Source organism: Novosphingobium ovatum (assembly GCF_009909235.1).
Classification (GTDB): domain Bacteria; phylum Pseudomonadota; class Alphaproteobacteria; order Sphingomonadales; family Sphingomonadaceae; genus Novosphingobium; species Novosphingobium ovatum.
The window spans coordinates 121,370-134,765 of record NZ_JAAAPO010000003.1; the positions used below are offsets into that span (position 1 = coordinate 121,370).

General features: G+C 65.5%; 16 protein-coding genes. 12 read left to right on the plus strand and 4 right to left on the minus strand.

All coding sequences use genetic code 11. The annotated features are described in order from the left end of the window. Positions 1 to 4: 4 nt before the first annotated feature. The 4 genes from galE (at position 5) to GTZ99_RS08175 (ending at position 2,794) form a co-directional block, all read left to right on the plus strand. Positions 5 to 1,009 (plus strand): UDP-glucose 4-epimerase GalE, encoded by a 1,005-nt coding sequence (galE, locus tag GTZ99_RS08160; protein ID WP_161717821.1) that lies wholly within the window; start codon positions 5 to 7, stop codon positions 1,007 to 1,009. Positions 1,010 to 1,130: 121 nt separating this feature from the next. Beyond that, entirely contained in the window at positions 1,131 to 1,256 is a 126-nt protein-coding gene (gene ykgO / locus GTZ99_RS08165; protein ID WP_054122357.1) for a type B 50S ribosomal protein L36, read from the plus strand. 147 nt (positions 1,257 to 1,403) lie between these two features. Continuing rightward, positions 1,404 to 2,039, plus strand: coding sequence for an HAD family hydrolase (locus GTZ99_RS08170; RefSeq protein WP_227711195.1), 636 nt, complete (start codon positions 1,404 to 1,406; stop codon positions 2,037 to 2,039). 44 nt (positions 2,040 to 2,083) lie between these two features. Beyond that, the gene (locus tag GTZ99_RS08175; protein WP_320076656.1) at positions 2,084 to 2,794 is read left to right on the plus strand and encodes a peptidylprolyl isomerase; all 711 of its coding nucleotides are present in this window, start codon (positions 2,084 to 2,086) and stop codon (positions 2,792 to 2,794) included. Positions 2,795 to 2,826: 32 nt separating this feature from the next. Here GTZ99_RS08175 and GTZ99_RS08180 read toward each other — a convergent pair whose 3' ends face one another. Both GTZ99_RS08180 and GTZ99_RS08185 read right to left on the minus strand, forming a co-directional pair. After that, the gene (locus GTZ99_RS08180; protein WP_161717822.1) at positions 2,827 to 3,039 is read right to left on the minus strand and encodes a hypothetical protein; all 213 of its coding nucleotides are present in this window, start codon (positions 3,037 to 3,039) and stop codon (positions 2,827 to 2,829) included. 161 nt (positions 3,040 to 3,200) lie between these two features. Beyond that, positions 3,201 to 4,718 carry a YifB family Mg chelatase-like AAA ATPase gene (locus GTZ99_RS08185; RefSeq protein WP_161718440.1) on the minus strand — a complete coding sequence of 506 codons (1,518 nt, stop codon included), beginning with the start codon at positions 4,716 to 4,718 and terminating at the stop codon, positions 3,201 to 3,203. A 264-nt stretch (positions 4,719 to 4,982) separates the two neighbouring features. Here GTZ99_RS08185 and rpmH point away from each other — a divergent pair, with 264 nt between their 5' ends. The 6 genes from rpmH (at position 4,983) to GTZ99_RS08215 (ending at position 9,360) form a co-directional block, all read left to right on the plus strand. Then, on the plus strand, positions 4,983 to 5,117 hold the full coding sequence (gene rpmH, locus GTZ99_RS08190) for a 50S ribosomal protein L34 (protein ID WP_018075531.1): 135 nt from the start codon (positions 4,983 to 4,985) through the stop codon (positions 5,115 to 5,117). 98 nt (positions 5,118 to 5,215) lie between these two features. Further along, positions 5,216 to 5,614: a ribonuclease P protein component gene (gene rnpA, locus GTZ99_RS08195; protein WP_406818585.1), complete on the plus strand. Its 399-nt coding sequence runs from the start codon at positions 5,216 to 5,218 to the stop codon at positions 5,612 to 5,614. Then, complete coding sequence (yidD, locus tag GTZ99_RS08200; RefSeq protein ID WP_161717824.1) at positions 5,611 to 5,820, plus strand: membrane protein insertion efficiency factor YidD; 210 nt, start codon at positions 5,611 to 5,613, stop codon at positions 5,818 to 5,820. Before rnpA ends, yidD begins: the two co-directional genes overlap by 4 nt. 83 nt (positions 5,821 to 5,903) lie before the next feature. Continuing rightward, a complete protein-coding gene (yidC, locus tag GTZ99_RS08205) occupies positions 5,904 to 7,661 on the plus strand; it encodes a membrane protein insertase YidC (protein ID WP_161717825.1) in 1,758 nt (585 codons plus the stop codon). Between the two features lie 41 nt (positions 7,662 to 7,702). Next, on the plus strand, positions 7,703 to 8,359 hold the full coding sequence (gene yihA, locus GTZ99_RS08210; RefSeq protein WP_320076667.1) for a ribosome biogenesis GTP-binding protein YihA/YsxC: 657 nt from the start codon (positions 7,703 to 7,705) through the stop codon (positions 8,357 to 8,359). Between the two features lie 113 nt (positions 8,360 to 8,472). Continuing rightward, entirely contained in the window at positions 8,473 to 9,360 is an 888-nt protein-coding gene (locus tag GTZ99_RS08215) for a S1/P1 nuclease (RefSeq protein ID WP_161717826.1), read from the plus strand. 16 nt (positions 9,361 to 9,376) lie between these two features. Here GTZ99_RS08215 and GTZ99_RS08220 read toward each other — a convergent pair whose 3' ends face one another. Next, entirely contained in the window at positions 9,377 to 10,003 is a 627-nt protein-coding gene (locus GTZ99_RS08220; RefSeq protein ID WP_320076657.1) for a LysE family translocator, read from the minus strand. 181 nt (positions 10,004 to 10,184) lie between these two features. On the opposite strand from GTZ99_RS08220, the gene dapE reads away from it, so the two are divergent. Both dapE and GTZ99_RS08230 read left to right on the plus strand, forming a co-directional pair. After that, entirely contained in the window at positions 10,185 to 11,345 is a 1,161-nt protein-coding gene (gene dapE, locus GTZ99_RS08225; protein ID WP_161717827.1) for a succinyl-diaminopimelate desuccinylase, read from the plus strand. Between the two features lie 91 nt (positions 11,346 to 11,436). Continuing rightward, the gene (locus GTZ99_RS08230; RefSeq protein ID WP_161717828.1) at positions 11,437 to 12,747 is read left to right on the plus strand and encodes a dicarboxylate/amino acid:cation symporter; all 1,311 of its coding nucleotides are present in this window, start codon (positions 11,437 to 11,439) and stop codon (positions 12,745 to 12,747) included. A gap of 7 nt (positions 12,748 to 12,754) precedes the next feature. On the opposite strand, the gene nth is transcribed toward GTZ99_RS08230, so the two are convergent. Further along, on the minus strand, positions 12,755 to 13,396 hold the full coding sequence (gene nth, locus GTZ99_RS08235; RefSeq protein WP_161717829.1) for an endonuclease III: 642 nt from the start codon (positions 13,394 to 13,396) through the stop codon (positions 12,755 to 12,757).

Consider the following 13,396-nt stretch of genomic DNA (forward strand, 5'->3'; position numbering starts at 1 on the left):
GGCCATGACCCAGAAATGCTCAGTGCTCGTCACGGGTGGCGCCGGATATATTGGCAGCCACGCCGTTCTCGCCCTCAAGGACGCCGGTTGGCCGGTGGCGGTGATCGACAATCTGACCACCGGTTTCCGCTTTGCCGTGCCTGATGATGTGCCTTTTTACGAAGGCGATATCGAGGACGCCGAACTGGTCGCCCGCATCATCGCCGAGCAGGGCGTCAAGGCGATCATGCATTTTGCCGGCAGCATCATCGTCCCTGAATCGGTCGAGAACCCGCTGAAATACTATCACAACAACACCGCCAAGAGCCGCGCCCTGATTGCGGCGGCGGTGCAGGGCGGCGTGGCGCATTTCCTGTTCAGCAGCACCGCCGCGACCTATGGCATCCCGCAAGTCAGCCCCGTGGCCGAGGACAGCCCGAAAAAGCCGATCAACCCCTATGGCATGTCCAAGCTGATGACCGAGATCATGCTGGCCGATGTCGCGGCGGCCCATCCGATCAACTATTGCGCGTTGCGCTATTTCAACGTGGCGGGCGCTGATCCGCAGGCCCGCACCGGCCAGTCGACGGCCGGAGCGACCCATCTGATCAAGGTGGCGGTCGAGGCGGCATTGGGCAAGCGCGCCAATGTCAGCGTGTTTGGCACCGATTACGCCACGCCTGATGGCACCGGTGTGCGCGACTATATCCACGTTTCGGATCTGGCCTCGGCGCATGTGCTGGCGCTGGGCGCGTTGATCGCAACGCCCGACCGCTCGCTGACGATGAATGCGGGCTATGGCCGGGGCTTTTCCGTGCTGGAGGTGCTGGACGCCGTGGACCGCGTGACCGGCACCAAGGTCGAGCGCATCATGGGCCCGCGCCGCGCGGGCGATCCCGATTCGCTGATTTCGGACAATGCCCGTATCAAGGCCACCGTGCCGTGGGTGCCGCAATATGCCGATCTGGATGTCATCGTTGCCCATGCGCTGGCGTGGGAAGACAAATTGACGCAGATCCGCGCCGGTTAAGCCAATGGCGTGCCGGCAGGGGCGGGGTGATCGGCACCCCGTAAAGGGTTGACTTCACCGCCCCCGCCACGTATCGGCGCGCTTCAATTTCAGCCCAGCGGTTTGGGCAAAGGGATTCGTCATGAAGATTCGCAACAGCCTCAAGTCGCTGAAGGACCGTCACCGGGACAACCGCGTGATCCGTCGCCGCGGCCGCACCTATGTGATCAACAAGACCCAGAAGCGCTTCAAGGCTCGTCAGGGCTAATGAAAGCGTGGGTGGGTCGTTTGCGGCCCGCCACGGTTTGCTGATTTCGCCAGCCCGCTGCTGCCCATAGGGGTGGTGGCGGGCTGGTGGCGTTTGGGAACTGTGTAACAGGCGATTCGGCCCTTGGCCGCAGGATGGACGGGTGTGATGACGGTTTCGGGTATGGCGGGGGCGCAACCCGGCGTGGTGGTGTTCGATATCGGCCATGTGCTGGTCGATTGGGACCTGCGGCTGATCTATCGCGATGCCATTGCCGATCCGGCGCGGCGCGACTGGTTTGTCCAGAACATCGTCACCACCGCATGGCATTTCGAACATGACGCGGGCAAGCCGTTCGCCCAGATGGTGGCCGAGCGCAGCGCCCAATATCCCGAACATGCCGACCTGATCCGCATGTACGCCGATCGCTGGCTGGACAGCGTGCCTGGCCCGATCCCCGGCACCTCTGCCCTGGTCGAGGCGTTGGCGGCGCGCGGGGTGCCGCTGTACGCCATCACCAATTTCGGCGATGAGGCGTTTGAACTGTTCCGCCCGACTTTCCCGGTGTTGAACCATTTCCGCGACATCGTCGTCTCGGGCGTGGAAAAGCTGGTGAAACCCCATGCCGCGATCTTTGATCTGGCTGCCGCGCGCTTTGGCCATGCGCCCGGTGACATGCTGTTCATCGACGACAATGCCGCCAATATCGCCACGGCGCGGGCGCTGGGCTGGCACACGCACCACTTTGTCGGCGGGGCCGATGCGCTGGAGGCTGACCTGCGCGCGCGCGGGCTGCTGGGGTAAAGCGCCTCTTGGCAGGGGCGTGTGGCGCGGTCCATGATCGGCCGATGTTGATGCGATTCGCTGTGAGTGCCGCGCTGATGGGCGCGATGATGTCGATGCCCGCGATGGCGGCCCCCGCGCGCAAGGCGGCCCCTGTGGCTGCCAAGCCCGCGCCGGTGCCAGATGTGGCGCGCGTGGCCATCACCACCCCCATGGGTGTCATCACGCTGGAACTGGATGGCAAGCATGCCCCGATCAGCGTTGGCAATTTCCTGCGCTATGTCGATGCGCGGCGGTTTGACGGGATGGTGTTTTTCCGTTCGATGCATCTGCCGTGGGGGGATCCGCCCAATGGGCTGATTCAGGGCGGCATCCGCGACGCGGCCAAACTGTTCCCGCCCATCGCCCACGAACCCACCAGCCAGACCGGCATCCTGCACAAGGCGGGCACGATCAGTCTGGCGCGCCATCAGCCCGGTTCTGCCACGGCGGATTTCTTTATCCTGTTGTCCGAATTGTCCAGTCTTGACGCCGATCCCAAGGCGACCGATCCCGACGCGCAGGCCGGTTTTGCCGCCTTTGGCCATGTGGCCGAGGGCATGGATGTGGTGCGCAAGATCTGGGAGCAGGACCGTTCACCCACGGCGGGCGAAGGGGCGATGAAGGGCCAGATGCTGGCCACCCCGGTCAAGATGCTGACGGTGCGGCGCGTGCCCATGCCTGCGGCTGTTTCCGCGCCCGCCGCCACGCCTGTGGCGCCTGCGGCCGGGCAATAGGCGCGGGGCACGGGCAGACGGCCCGCAGCCGTTTAGTCGGTGTTGTCGGTCTTTTGGCGTTTACGCGCTTCCCGGTCGTTTGAAAACAGTCGGGACCAGTCACGTACCCAGTTTTCGCGATCCAAGCGCTTTATAGCGGCACCACAGCGGTGACAACGGCCGAGATACCGTCCTTCCTTGCCCACCCAGACCTTGCGCCGGTTGGGCGAATGTTTGCTAAGCAGGCACATCAAAAATCCGAACATTCTGGCCCGCTCCTCTCCTCGCGGTATTATTAAGGTTTTAACGATTGTATCAGAAAATTCCTTCGATCAACCGCCCAAATCGGACCTTTGCACATTATAGGTTTGGACCTGCGGCGGAATTTTATTAAAATGACATAGGTGTTGCCGTTTTGCATCGGCGGTCAGGCGGTGGCGGGCTGACGGGCGGGACGGCGATAGGACAGGGCTTCGGCAATATGGGCGCGGGTGATGGTGTCGGCCCCCGCCAGATCGGCGATGGTGCGCGCCACCCGCCGCACGCGGGTAAAGCCGCGCGCCGACAGGCCCAGCGTCCCTGCCGCGCGCAGCAACAGTTCCTGCGCATCGGGTGCGGGGGTGGCCAGATCGTCCAGCGCGTCACCCGACAGTTCGGCATTGTTGCGCCATGGTGTGCCCGCCATGCGCGCGCGTTGCAGGGCGCGGGCGGCGGCCACGCGGGCGGCAACGGTGGCGCTGGGCTCGCCCGGTTGGCGGGTGGCCAGATCGGCGGGGGGCACTGGGGCGACATCCACCTGCATGTCGATGCGGTCCAGCAACGGCCCCGACAGACGCGCCTGATAATCGGTCCCACAGCGCGGCGCGCGCGAACAATCCATCCCCGGTTGTCCCAGATAGCCGCAACGGCACGGGTTCATCGCCGCGATCAACTGCACCCGCGCAGGGAACGTGACATGGGCATTGGCGCGGGCGATGGTGATCTCGCCGCTTTCCAGCGGTTGGCGCAGCGAATCGAGCACATTGCGCTGAAATTCGGGCAGTTCGTCCAGAAACAGCACGCCCAGATGCGCCAGACTGACCTCTCCGGGGCGGGCGCGCAGGCCTCCGCCGGTCATTGCGGCCATGCTGGCGCTGTGGTGTGGGCTGCGGAACGGGCGGGCGGCGCTGATCCGCCCGTCCTCCAGCGTCCCCGCGACCGAGGCGATCATCGACACCTCCAGCGCCTCGGCAGCATCCAGCGGGGGCAGGATGCCGGGCAAGCACCCCGCCAGCAGCGATTTGCCTGCGCCCGGCGGCCCGACCAGCAACAGATTGTGCCCCCCGGCCGCGGCGATTTCCAAGGCGCGCCGAGCGGTATGCTGTCCTTTGACCTGGCGCAGGTCAGTGCTGTGGGTGGCGGGGATGGCTTCGCCTGGGGGTGGCGAGGGCAGGGCCTGCGTGCCCTTTAGATGGCTGAGCAATGCGGCCAGATCGGGCGCCGCGATGATCGGCACGCCCGCCGCCCAGCGCGCCTCTGAGCCCTGTGCGGCAGGGCATATCAGCCCCAGCCCGCGCCCGCTGGCGTGCAGCGCTGCCAACAGCACCCCCGGCGAGCGCGCAATCCGCCCGTCCAGCGCCAGTTCGCCCACGATGATGTGTTCGTGCAATTGTTCGGCATCGGTCACCCCCATCGCCGCCAACAGCGCCAGCGCGATCGGCAGGTCGAAATGCGAGCCTTCCTTGGGCAGGTCGGCGGGGGACAGGTTGATCGTGATGCGTTTGGGCGGCAGCGACAGGCCCATGGCCGACAGTGCGGCCTGTACCCGCTGGCGGCTTTCGTTCACGGCCTTGTCCGGCAGGCCGACAACGGCAAAGCCGGGCAGGCCGGCGGCCAATTGGCACTGCACCTCGACCCCGCGCGCCTCCAGCCCCAGATAGGCCACCGTCTGCACCAGAGCCACCATGTTCGAACCCCTCCACGCCATTGGCTTTCTCAGCCGAAATCTGCCACACGCGCCCGGTTCTTATGGGAAACAGCGTATCGCAACGCGGCGGGCTGTGAAGAGGTAATCGCGCGGGCCGGGGAAATTGTCGGTTCCGGTTTGGCTGATGCCGAATCCCTTGACTTGGGGGCACACATCCCATATCGGCGCGCCTTCACATCGGGGCCGCATGGGCGGTCCTCTTGTCGCGCCGCAGGGCGCTGTCAGAGATTTGAGGGTTTTACAATGAAGCGCACTTTCCAGCCCAGCCGGCTCGTCCGCGCCCGTCGCCACGGTTTCCGCGCCCGCACGGCCACTGTCGGCGGCCGCAAGGTGCTGCGCGCCCGTCGTGCGCGTGGCCGCAAGAACCTGTCGGCCTGATTCAGTCCGATACCGGTATGACGCAGCGGGGATCCGGGGATAGGCTCCGGGTCCTCGTTCGTCGTGCCGATTTTCTGGCGGCGAATCGGGGCTTGCGCGTGGCGCGGCCGGGGTTCGTGCTGTTGGCGCGCCCGCATGGTCTGGACGATGGCGGCTTGCGCTTTGGCGTGACCGTCACGAAAAAGATCGGCAATGCCGTGGTGCGCAACCGGATGAAGCGCCGCCTGCGTGCCCTGATCCGCGAGATCCTGCCCGAACATGGCCTGCCAGCGCATGACCATGTGCTGATCGGGCGCGAGGGCGGGGTGGAGCGTGACTTTGCCCGGATGCGCGCCGAATTGCTGGCCGCTCTGGAACGGGCAAGGGCGGGCAAGGGCGATCCGCCGCGGGGGCCACGCAGGGCCCGGCCCGGCGATTCGCCCCATCATCGTGGCGCGCCCAAGGGCGCACCGCGCGGCGCACCCAAGCCGCCTGTCGCCAATGGCCCTTCGGCATGAAATATCTGCTGATCCTGATCGCCCGCGCGTGGCAATTGGGGCCTTCGCGCATCCTGCCACCGTCCTGCCGTTTTGCCCCCAGCTGTTCGGAATACGCCATTCAGGCGTTGCGAAAACACGGCGCGATTAAGGGTGGATGGCTGGCGGCGAAGCGTCTATTGCGCTGCCATCCGTGGGGCGGGTGCGGGTATGACCCGGTGCCCTGAACCATGGGCGGGCTTTTCACTATTTACGTCGGGCGGGCGATGCACGTTCCCCGGCAAAACAGACAGAATCGGGGACTGACGGCGTGAGTAATCAGCGCAACATGATCACGGCAATGCTGCTGACCGGGCTGCTGCTGTTCGGGTGGGAGTATGCGATGCGCTACTTCTATCCCAACGCCAACAAGCAGCCCCCGGCGGTGACGGCTTCGGCCACGCCTTCGGCCACGGCCAGCCCCACGCGTGAGGGCGGCCTGACCAGCGCCATCGACAAGGCCGCCGAGGCCCGCGATCTGGCCACCGACCTCAAGGCGGGGACGCGCATCGCCATCGACGCGCCCGGGCTCAAGGGCTCGATCAACCTGTCGGGCGCGGTGATCGACGATCTGTCGGTCGTGCGTCACACCGAATCGGTCGAGAAGAACAGCGGCGCGGTCCGCCTGTTCAGCCCCGCTGGCACGCCCGCCGCGCATTTCGCGCAGCTGGGCTGGGCCGTGGCGCCGGGGATCGAAACGCCCAATGGCAACACGCTGTGGACGGCCCCTGCGGGCGCGCGCCTGACGCCGACCTCGCCGCTGACGCTGACCTGGGTCAACACCACCGGCCAGACTTTCGCGCTGAGCCTGAAGATCGACGCCGATTACATGGTCACCGCCACGCAGGCCGTGACCAATGCTGGCACCGCGCCCGTCACGTTGCAGCCTTTTGCGCTGATCACCCGCACGGACAAGACCGCCAGCGTCGATTCGTGGAACATCCATTCGGGCCCGTTCGGCGCCTTTGATGGCGCGGTGTCGTTCAATCCCAATTACAAGGATGTTGTCGAAAAGGGGCAGGTCGCCAACGCTGGCAAGACCGACTGGGTCGGCTTTACCGACATCTACTGGATGAGCGTGATGGTGCCTGACGCGGCTGGTGCCACCAGCACGTTCCGCAGTCTGGGCAATGGCCTGTTCCGCGCTGACACCTTGTATCAGCCCGCCGCCATTGCCCCCGGTCAGACGGTTGCCCGCACCACCCGCCTGTTCGCTGGCGCCAAGGAAAGCTTGGTGCTGGACAAGTACGAGGCCAGCGGCATTCCGCACTTTGGCCTTGCCATCGACTGGGGCTGGTTCCGCTGGTTTGAAAAGCCGATCTTCTGGCTGCTCGATTCGCTGTTCAAGATGGTCGGCAACTTTGGCGTGGCGATCATTCTGCTGACGCTGATCGTGCGCGGCATCATGTTCCCTGTGGCCCAGCGCCAGTTTGCCAGCATGGCCGCCATGCGCGCCATCCAGCCCAAGCTGAAGGCGTTGCAGGAGCGCTATAAGGACGACCGCCAAAAGCTTCAGGAAGAAACCATGAAGCTGTACAAGGAAGAGGGCGTCAACCCGCTGGCGGGCTGCTTGCCGATCTTCCTGCAGATCCCGGTGTTCTTTGCCCTGTACAAGGTGCTGATGGTCTCGATCGAGATGCGCCACCAGCCGTTCATCCTGTGGATCCACGATCTGTCGGCCCCCGATCCCAAGCATTTGCTGAACCTGTTCGGCCTGTTGCCGTTCGATCCGCCCAGCTTCCTGGCGATCGGCGTGCTGGCGCTGATTCTGGGTGTGACGATGTGGCTGCAGTTCAAGCTGCAACCGGCCGCGCCCGATCCCGCGCAGCAGCAGGTGTTTGCGATCATGCCGTGGATGATGATGTTCATCATGGCGCCCTTTGCCTCGGGCCTGCTGATCTACTGGATCACCAGCAACCTGCTGACCATTGCCCAGCAAAAGTATCTGTACGCCCGTCACCCCGCGCTCAAAGCGATGGTGGACAAGGAACGCTCTGACGTGGCCAAGGCCGGCAAGGGGACGAAGTGAGCGAGCCCAACCTTCCTGACGATGAAACGCCGGTGGCCCCCGTGGCCCCGGCGGTGGACCCTGAACTGGTCGAGCGTGCGCGTCGCCAGTTCTCGGGCCGCTGTGACTTTCTGCTGTCGGCCCCCGCGCTGAAATTCCTGCCCGATCCGGCCGTGCCTGAAATCGCGCTGGCGGGGCGCTCGAACGTGGGCAAAAGCTCGCTGCTCAACGCCATTACCGGGCGCAAAAGCTTGGCGCGCACCTCGGTCACGCCGGGGCGCACGCAGGAGCTGAACTTTTTCGACATTGGCGGGCGGACGGGTGAACTGCCCGACTTCCGGCTGGTCGACATGCCCGGCTATGGCTTTGCCAAGGCGCCGCCCAAGGTGGTGGAGACGTGGCGCCGGCTGGTGCGCGACTTCCTGCGCGGGCGGGTGGTCTTGAAGCGCTGTCTGGTGCTGATCGATTCGCGCCACGGCATCAAGGATGTCGACCGCGAGATGATGGAGATGCTGGACGGTTCGGCTGTTGGCTATCGTCTGGTGCTGACCAAGGGCGACAAGGTGAAAAGCCACGAGTTGCAGGCCGTGCACGAGGCGACCATCGCCGCGGCGCGCAAGCATCCCGCCGCCTTTCCCGAAGTGCTGGTTACCAGCAGCGAAAAGGGTTGGGGCATCGCCGAACTGCGCGCCGCTGTTCTGGCCGACGCCGAGCTGTAACGCCCATGCGCCACGCCCAGCCGCCGTGGCGGATTTGGGCGTGGTTCATCTTTCCTCTGTCATGCGGGGGCGCTACACGAACATTCGTGTCAGCCCAAAAGGATCGCGCCCGCATGTTCTCCCGCCTGATCGCCACGCCCGTCCGCCGTATTGCCGCGCTGGTGGCGGCCGCCGCCTTGCCGTTGGCCGCGCCCAGCCCAGCGCTGGCATGGGGTGAGGTGGGGCACCACACGGTCGCCAATATCGCGCTGGCCAATGTCTCGCCCGCGACGGCCGCCGCGATCGCCGAATTGCTGAAGGCGGAAAAGGGGCTGGGCACGCCCAAATGCCCCGTCACCACCATCGCGCAGGCCGGCTATTGGCCCGATTGCCTGCGGTCGGACAGCTGGCGCTGGGCTTATACCTTCCCGTGGCATTATCAGGACGGCGAGGTGACGCTGCCCGCCTTTGATATCAAGGCGAACTGCCCGCAAACCGCCTGCGTCACCGCCCAGATCGAGCGTAGCCGCCGCGTGTTGGCCGACAAGTCCATCCCCGCCCCGCAACGGCTGGAGGCATTGGCCTTTCTGACCCATTTCGTTGGCGATCTGCATCAGCCGCTGCATGCGGCCGAACATGCGCATGACGCGGGCGGCAACGGGGTCAAGGTGGTGCGCGCCGATGGCAAGATCGATTCGCTGCACTGGTATTGGGACAAGGACACCGCCGAGGGCGCGCTGGCGCTGATGGGGCCGCCGCTGGTGCGCGCCTATTCGGCCGATGATCGCGCGGCGCTGGCCACCGGCGGGGTGGAGGATTGGGCCAAGGAAAGCTGGGCCATCGCCCGCGATGTGGTCTATCCGCAGGTGTTCGGCCATGCCCCGGCCGAGGGCGAGAAGCTGAGCGCGCCTGTCTCCATCACGGCCGAGCAGAACGCTGCCAACGCCCGCATCGCGCGTGACCGCCTGACCCGCGCTGGCTTGCGTCTGGCCCGCCTGCTGGACGAGGCGCTGGGCCAGTAACGCCTGCCGTAATGCCCTAGGCCCGCAGCGCTTCGGCCAGCATCCACAGGGCAACGGCGGCGATCATCACGGCCATTGCCCGGCGCAGCATACGCATCCGGCGTGGATCGGTCAGCCAGTCATGCGCCCGCCCCGCGCCCAGCACCAGCCCCAGATGCACCAGCGTGGCGATCCCCACGCTGGCCATCGCCATCGCCACCGATTGGGTGATGGTGGGGTGGGGGCCGTCCAGAAATTCGGGGACGACCAGCAGAAAGAAGACCGCCGCCTTTGGGTTCAACAGATTGACCAGCAGCCCCGCGCCCAGATGCCGCCACGGCGTGCGTGCGACCAGCGTCTGTGTATCGGACAGGCGCGCATCGCGCCATGCGGCCAGCGCCAGCCACGCCATCATCGCCACCCCGCCCCAGCGCAGCGCGCGCAGCCATTCCGGGTGCAGGTTGATCAGGCTGGCCAGCCCGAACGCCGCCGCCAGCGCGTTCAGCATCAGGCCAATGGCTATGCCGGTGCAGGCAAACAGCCCGGCCCGCCGCCCCTCGGCCAGCGCGAGCGCCGCCAGCCAGCCCATGTTCGGCCCCGGAGTCAGCTCGATGATCAGCAACGCCAGCAGGAATTGGGCCCAATGAATGTGCGTTGCCGCCACGTTTCGCCTTTCGCAGATCGCCCGCCGGCCATAGGCGGGGCGGGCGCTGACGGCAATCGCCTCCGCGCCGATGAAAATCGCCTCCGCGCTGATGAAAATCGCCTCCGCGATGGCGCCAAATGCGTCGCGCGGCCCGTTGGGGCGCTAGGCGCGGGGGGCGGGGTTTGCTAGGGGGGCGGACATGACCCAGCTTGTCCGCGCCGCCGCCGATGTTGCCGATCTGGCCGAAGCCTTGATCGCCTGTCCCAGCGTCACCCCTGCCACCGGCATGGTGTTTGACTGTCTGGAGGAGATGCTCAGCCCTCTGGGCTTTGCCGTGCATCGTTTTGTCACCGGCACCGCGCCCGATGGGCCGGTGGAAAACCTGTTGGCCGTCCGCCACGGACCAGAGGGGTCGCGCCACTTCTCCTTTGCCGGCCATGTCGATGTGGTGCCGCCGGGCGATGGCTGGACCAGCGGGCCTTTCGCGCCGCAGCGCCGTGGCACGCCCGAGACGGGTGAGTTGATCTATGGCCGTGGCGCCGTGGACATGAAGGGCTCGATCGCGGCCATGGTCGCCGCGCTGCGCGACATCCCGGTAGAGGCGGGCACGATCAGCCTGATCATCACCGGGGACGAGGAGGGCGCCGCCACCTATGGCACCGTCGCCCTGATCGACTACATGCGGGTGGAGGGTATCGCTCCCGACCTGATCCTGGTGGGGGAGCCGACCAGCGTTCACCGCCTGGGCGACATGATCAAGGTGGGACGGCGCGGCAGCGTCAACATGTGGATCGAGGTGGAGGGCAGTCAGGGCCATGTCGCCTATCCCCATCTGGCCGATAACCCCATTACCAAGCTGGTCGCCTGTCTGGCCGAGCTGAAGGGCATCGTGCTGGACACCGGGACCGACTGGTTCCAGGCCAGCAATCTGGAGGTGACGGATGTCAGCTGTGGCAACCCCGCCACCAATGTCATCCCGGCCAAGGCGGCCGCGCGCATCTCGATCCGGTTCAACGATCTGCACACCGGCCACAGCCTGACCGAGATGGTGACGGGGATCGCCGCCCGTCATGGGGCCAGCGTGCGCTCGGTCATTTCGGGCGAGGCGTTCTTGACCCCGCCGGGCGATTTTTCCGCCATGGTGGTCGATGCCATCCGTGCAGAAACGGGGATCGACACGGAAATTTCCACCAGCGGCGGCACCTCGGACGCCCGTTTTCTCAAGGCGCTGGCCCCGGTGATCGAGTTTGGCCTGTGCAACGCCACCATGCACAAGCGGGACGAGGCGGTCGCCATCGCCGATCTGGAGGCTTTGGTGCGGATCTATGCCCGGATTACCCGCGCCGCGTTGGCGGGGTGATTTGGCCGGGGGGCATGCGTGATCCGGCCCATTGCCGGGGACGCTTTGCCTTGATACGCAGGCGCCCTGATTTGGCGGGACATTGGGGCGCATGGAAAAACGGCTGACCTATTTCATTCTGGCCGGGATGGGGCTGGGCATTGCCTTGGGCTATGCCTTGCACGCCAGCTATGCGGCGGGCGATCCGGCGTTGGTGCAATGGGTGGATTACCTGAAGCTGTTGCCCGATGTGTTCCTGCGGCTGATCAAGATGATCATCGCGCCGCTGGTATTCGCCACGATTGTCACCGGCATTGCGGGGATGGGCGATTCCACCGCGCTGGGCCGCATCGGGGCCAAGGCGCTGGGCTGGTTCCTGTGCGCCAGTCTGATTTCGCTGACGCTGGGCATGGTGCTGGTCAACCTGTTCCAGCCGGGGCATGGTCTGGCGCTGACGGCCGCCTCGCCGGTGGGGGAACTGGCCACGTCCAAGCTGACCTTCCGCCATTTTGTGCTGGAGATCTTTCCTGACAGCGCCATTGGCCCGATGGTCAGCAACAATGTCCTGCAAATTCTGGTGTTTTCGGTGTTCACCGGCATCGGCCTGTCGGCCATCGGGGACAAGGGGCGCATTCTGGTCGAGGCGTCGGATGCGCTGGTGACGCTGATGCTGCAGATCACGTCCTATGTCATGGCGATGGCACCTCTGGCGGTGTTTGGCGCGATTGCGGGCGTTGTCGCGCAAAAGGGGCTGGGCATCATTGTCACCTATGGCGTGCTGGTCAGCGAGTTTTATGCGGGCCTGCTGCTGCTGTGGATCATCCTGCTGGGGGCGGGCGGGGCCTATCTGGGGCCGCGCATCTTCACCCTCATCCGCTACATCCGCGAACCGGTGCTGCTCACTTTCCTGACCGCCTCGTCCGAGGCTGGCCTGCCCAAGCTGCTGGAACAGTTGGACCGTTTTGGTGTGCCGCGGCGCGTGGCCGGGTTCATCCTGCCGCTGGGCTATGGGTTCAACCTTGATGGCTCGATGATGTATGTCAGCTTTGCCACGCTGTTCATCGCGCAGGCCTATGGCATCCATGTCCCGGTTGAGACGCAGGTGCTGATGCTGTTGACGCTGATGGTCAGTTCCAAGGGCATCGCATCGGTGCCGCGCGCCAGCATGGTGGTGATCGCCGCCACGCTGACGCAGTTTGGCCTGCCGGTAGAGGGCATTGCGCTGCTGCTGGGCATCGACACATTTCTGGACATGGGCCGGTCGGCGACCAACATCGTGGGCAACGCGGTGGCGACCGCCGTTATCACCAAGAGCGAGGGAATGTTGCAGCCTCCGCTGGACCCCGATGCCGATCACCCCGACGCCCCCCACGACACGCCCGAACATGGGCGGCGCGGGCTGCATCTGGATCAGCAGGCGTAAGGGGCGGCTACTTTTTCGCCGTCACCTTGTCCTTGAACCCGCACAGGTCCACCACCGGACAGCGCCAGCATTCGGGCGTCCGCGCCTTGCAGATATAGCGGCCGTGCAGGATCATCCAGTGGTGTGAGCCCACGCGAAAGGGCTGGGGGACTTTCTTCTCCAGCCCCTTTTCCACGGCCAGCGGGGTTTTGCCCTTGGCCATGCCGGTGCGATTGGCCACGCGAAAGATATGCGTGTCGACCGCAAAGGTTTCCGCGCCAAAGGCACAGTTGAGCACGACATTGGCCGTCTTGCGTCCGACACCGGGCAGGGCGGTCAGCGCGTCACGGTCGGCGGGGACTTCGCCGCCATGCTCGCGCACCAGGATTTCGGCCATGGCGATCACGTTCTTGGCCTTGGAATTGAACAGGCCAATGGTCTTGATGTGGTCCTTCAGCCCGTCCTCGCCCAGATCCAGCATGTCCTGCGGCGTTTTGACGGTGGCGAACAGGGCGCGCGTCGCCTTGTTCACGCCAACGTCGGTCGCCTGCGCCGACAGCGTCACCGCCACCAGCAATTGATAGACATTGCCGAATTCCAGCTCGGTCTGGGGATCGGGGTTGGCTTCGGCCAGACGGCGGAAGAATTCAAAGATGTCCGCGCGCTTCAC

Bases quoted from the DNA above. Each gene is read 5' to 3' on its own strand.
- galE (WP_161717821.1), top strand. From the start codon at position 5: ATGACCCAGAAATGCTCAGTGCTCGTCACGGGTGGCGCCGGATATATT.
- ykgO (WP_054122357.1), top strand. From the start codon at position 1,131: ATGAAGATTCGCAACAGCCTCAAGTCGCTGAAGGACCGTCACCGGGAC.
- GTZ99_RS08170 (WP_227711195.1), top strand. From the start codon at position 1,404: ATGACGGTTTCGGGTATGGCGGGGGCGCAACCCGGCGTGGTGGTGTTC.
- GTZ99_RS08175 (WP_320076656.1), top strand. From the start codon at position 2,084: ATGTTGATGCGATTCGCTGTGAGTGCCGCGCTGATGGGCGCGATGATG.
- GTZ99_RS08180 (WP_161717822.1), bottom strand. From the start codon at position 3,039: ATGTTCGGATTTTTGATGTGCCTGCTTAGCAAACATTCGCCCAACCGG.
- GTZ99_RS08185 (WP_161718440.1), bottom strand. From the start codon at position 4,718: ATGGTGGCTCTGGTGCAGACGGTGGCCTATCTGGGGCTGGAGGCGCGC.
- rpmH (WP_018075531.1), top strand. From the start codon at position 4,983: ATGAAGCGCACTTTCCAGCCCAGCCGGCTCGTCCGCGCCCGTCGCCAC.
- yidD (WP_161717824.1), top strand. From the start codon at position 5,611: ATGAAATATCTGCTGATCCTGATCGCCCGCGCGTGGCAATTGGGGCCT.
- GTZ99_RS08215 (WP_161717826.1), top strand. From the start codon at position 8,473: ATGTTCTCCCGCCTGATCGCCACGCCCGTCCGCCGTATTGCCGCGCTG.
- dapE (WP_161717827.1), top strand. From the start codon at position 10,185: ATGACCCAGCTTGTCCGCGCCGCCGCCGATGTTGCCGATCTGGCCGAA.
- GTZ99_RS08230 (WP_161717828.1), top strand. From the start codon at position 11,437: ATGGAAAAACGGCTGACCTATTTCATTCTGGCCGGGATGGGGCTGGGC.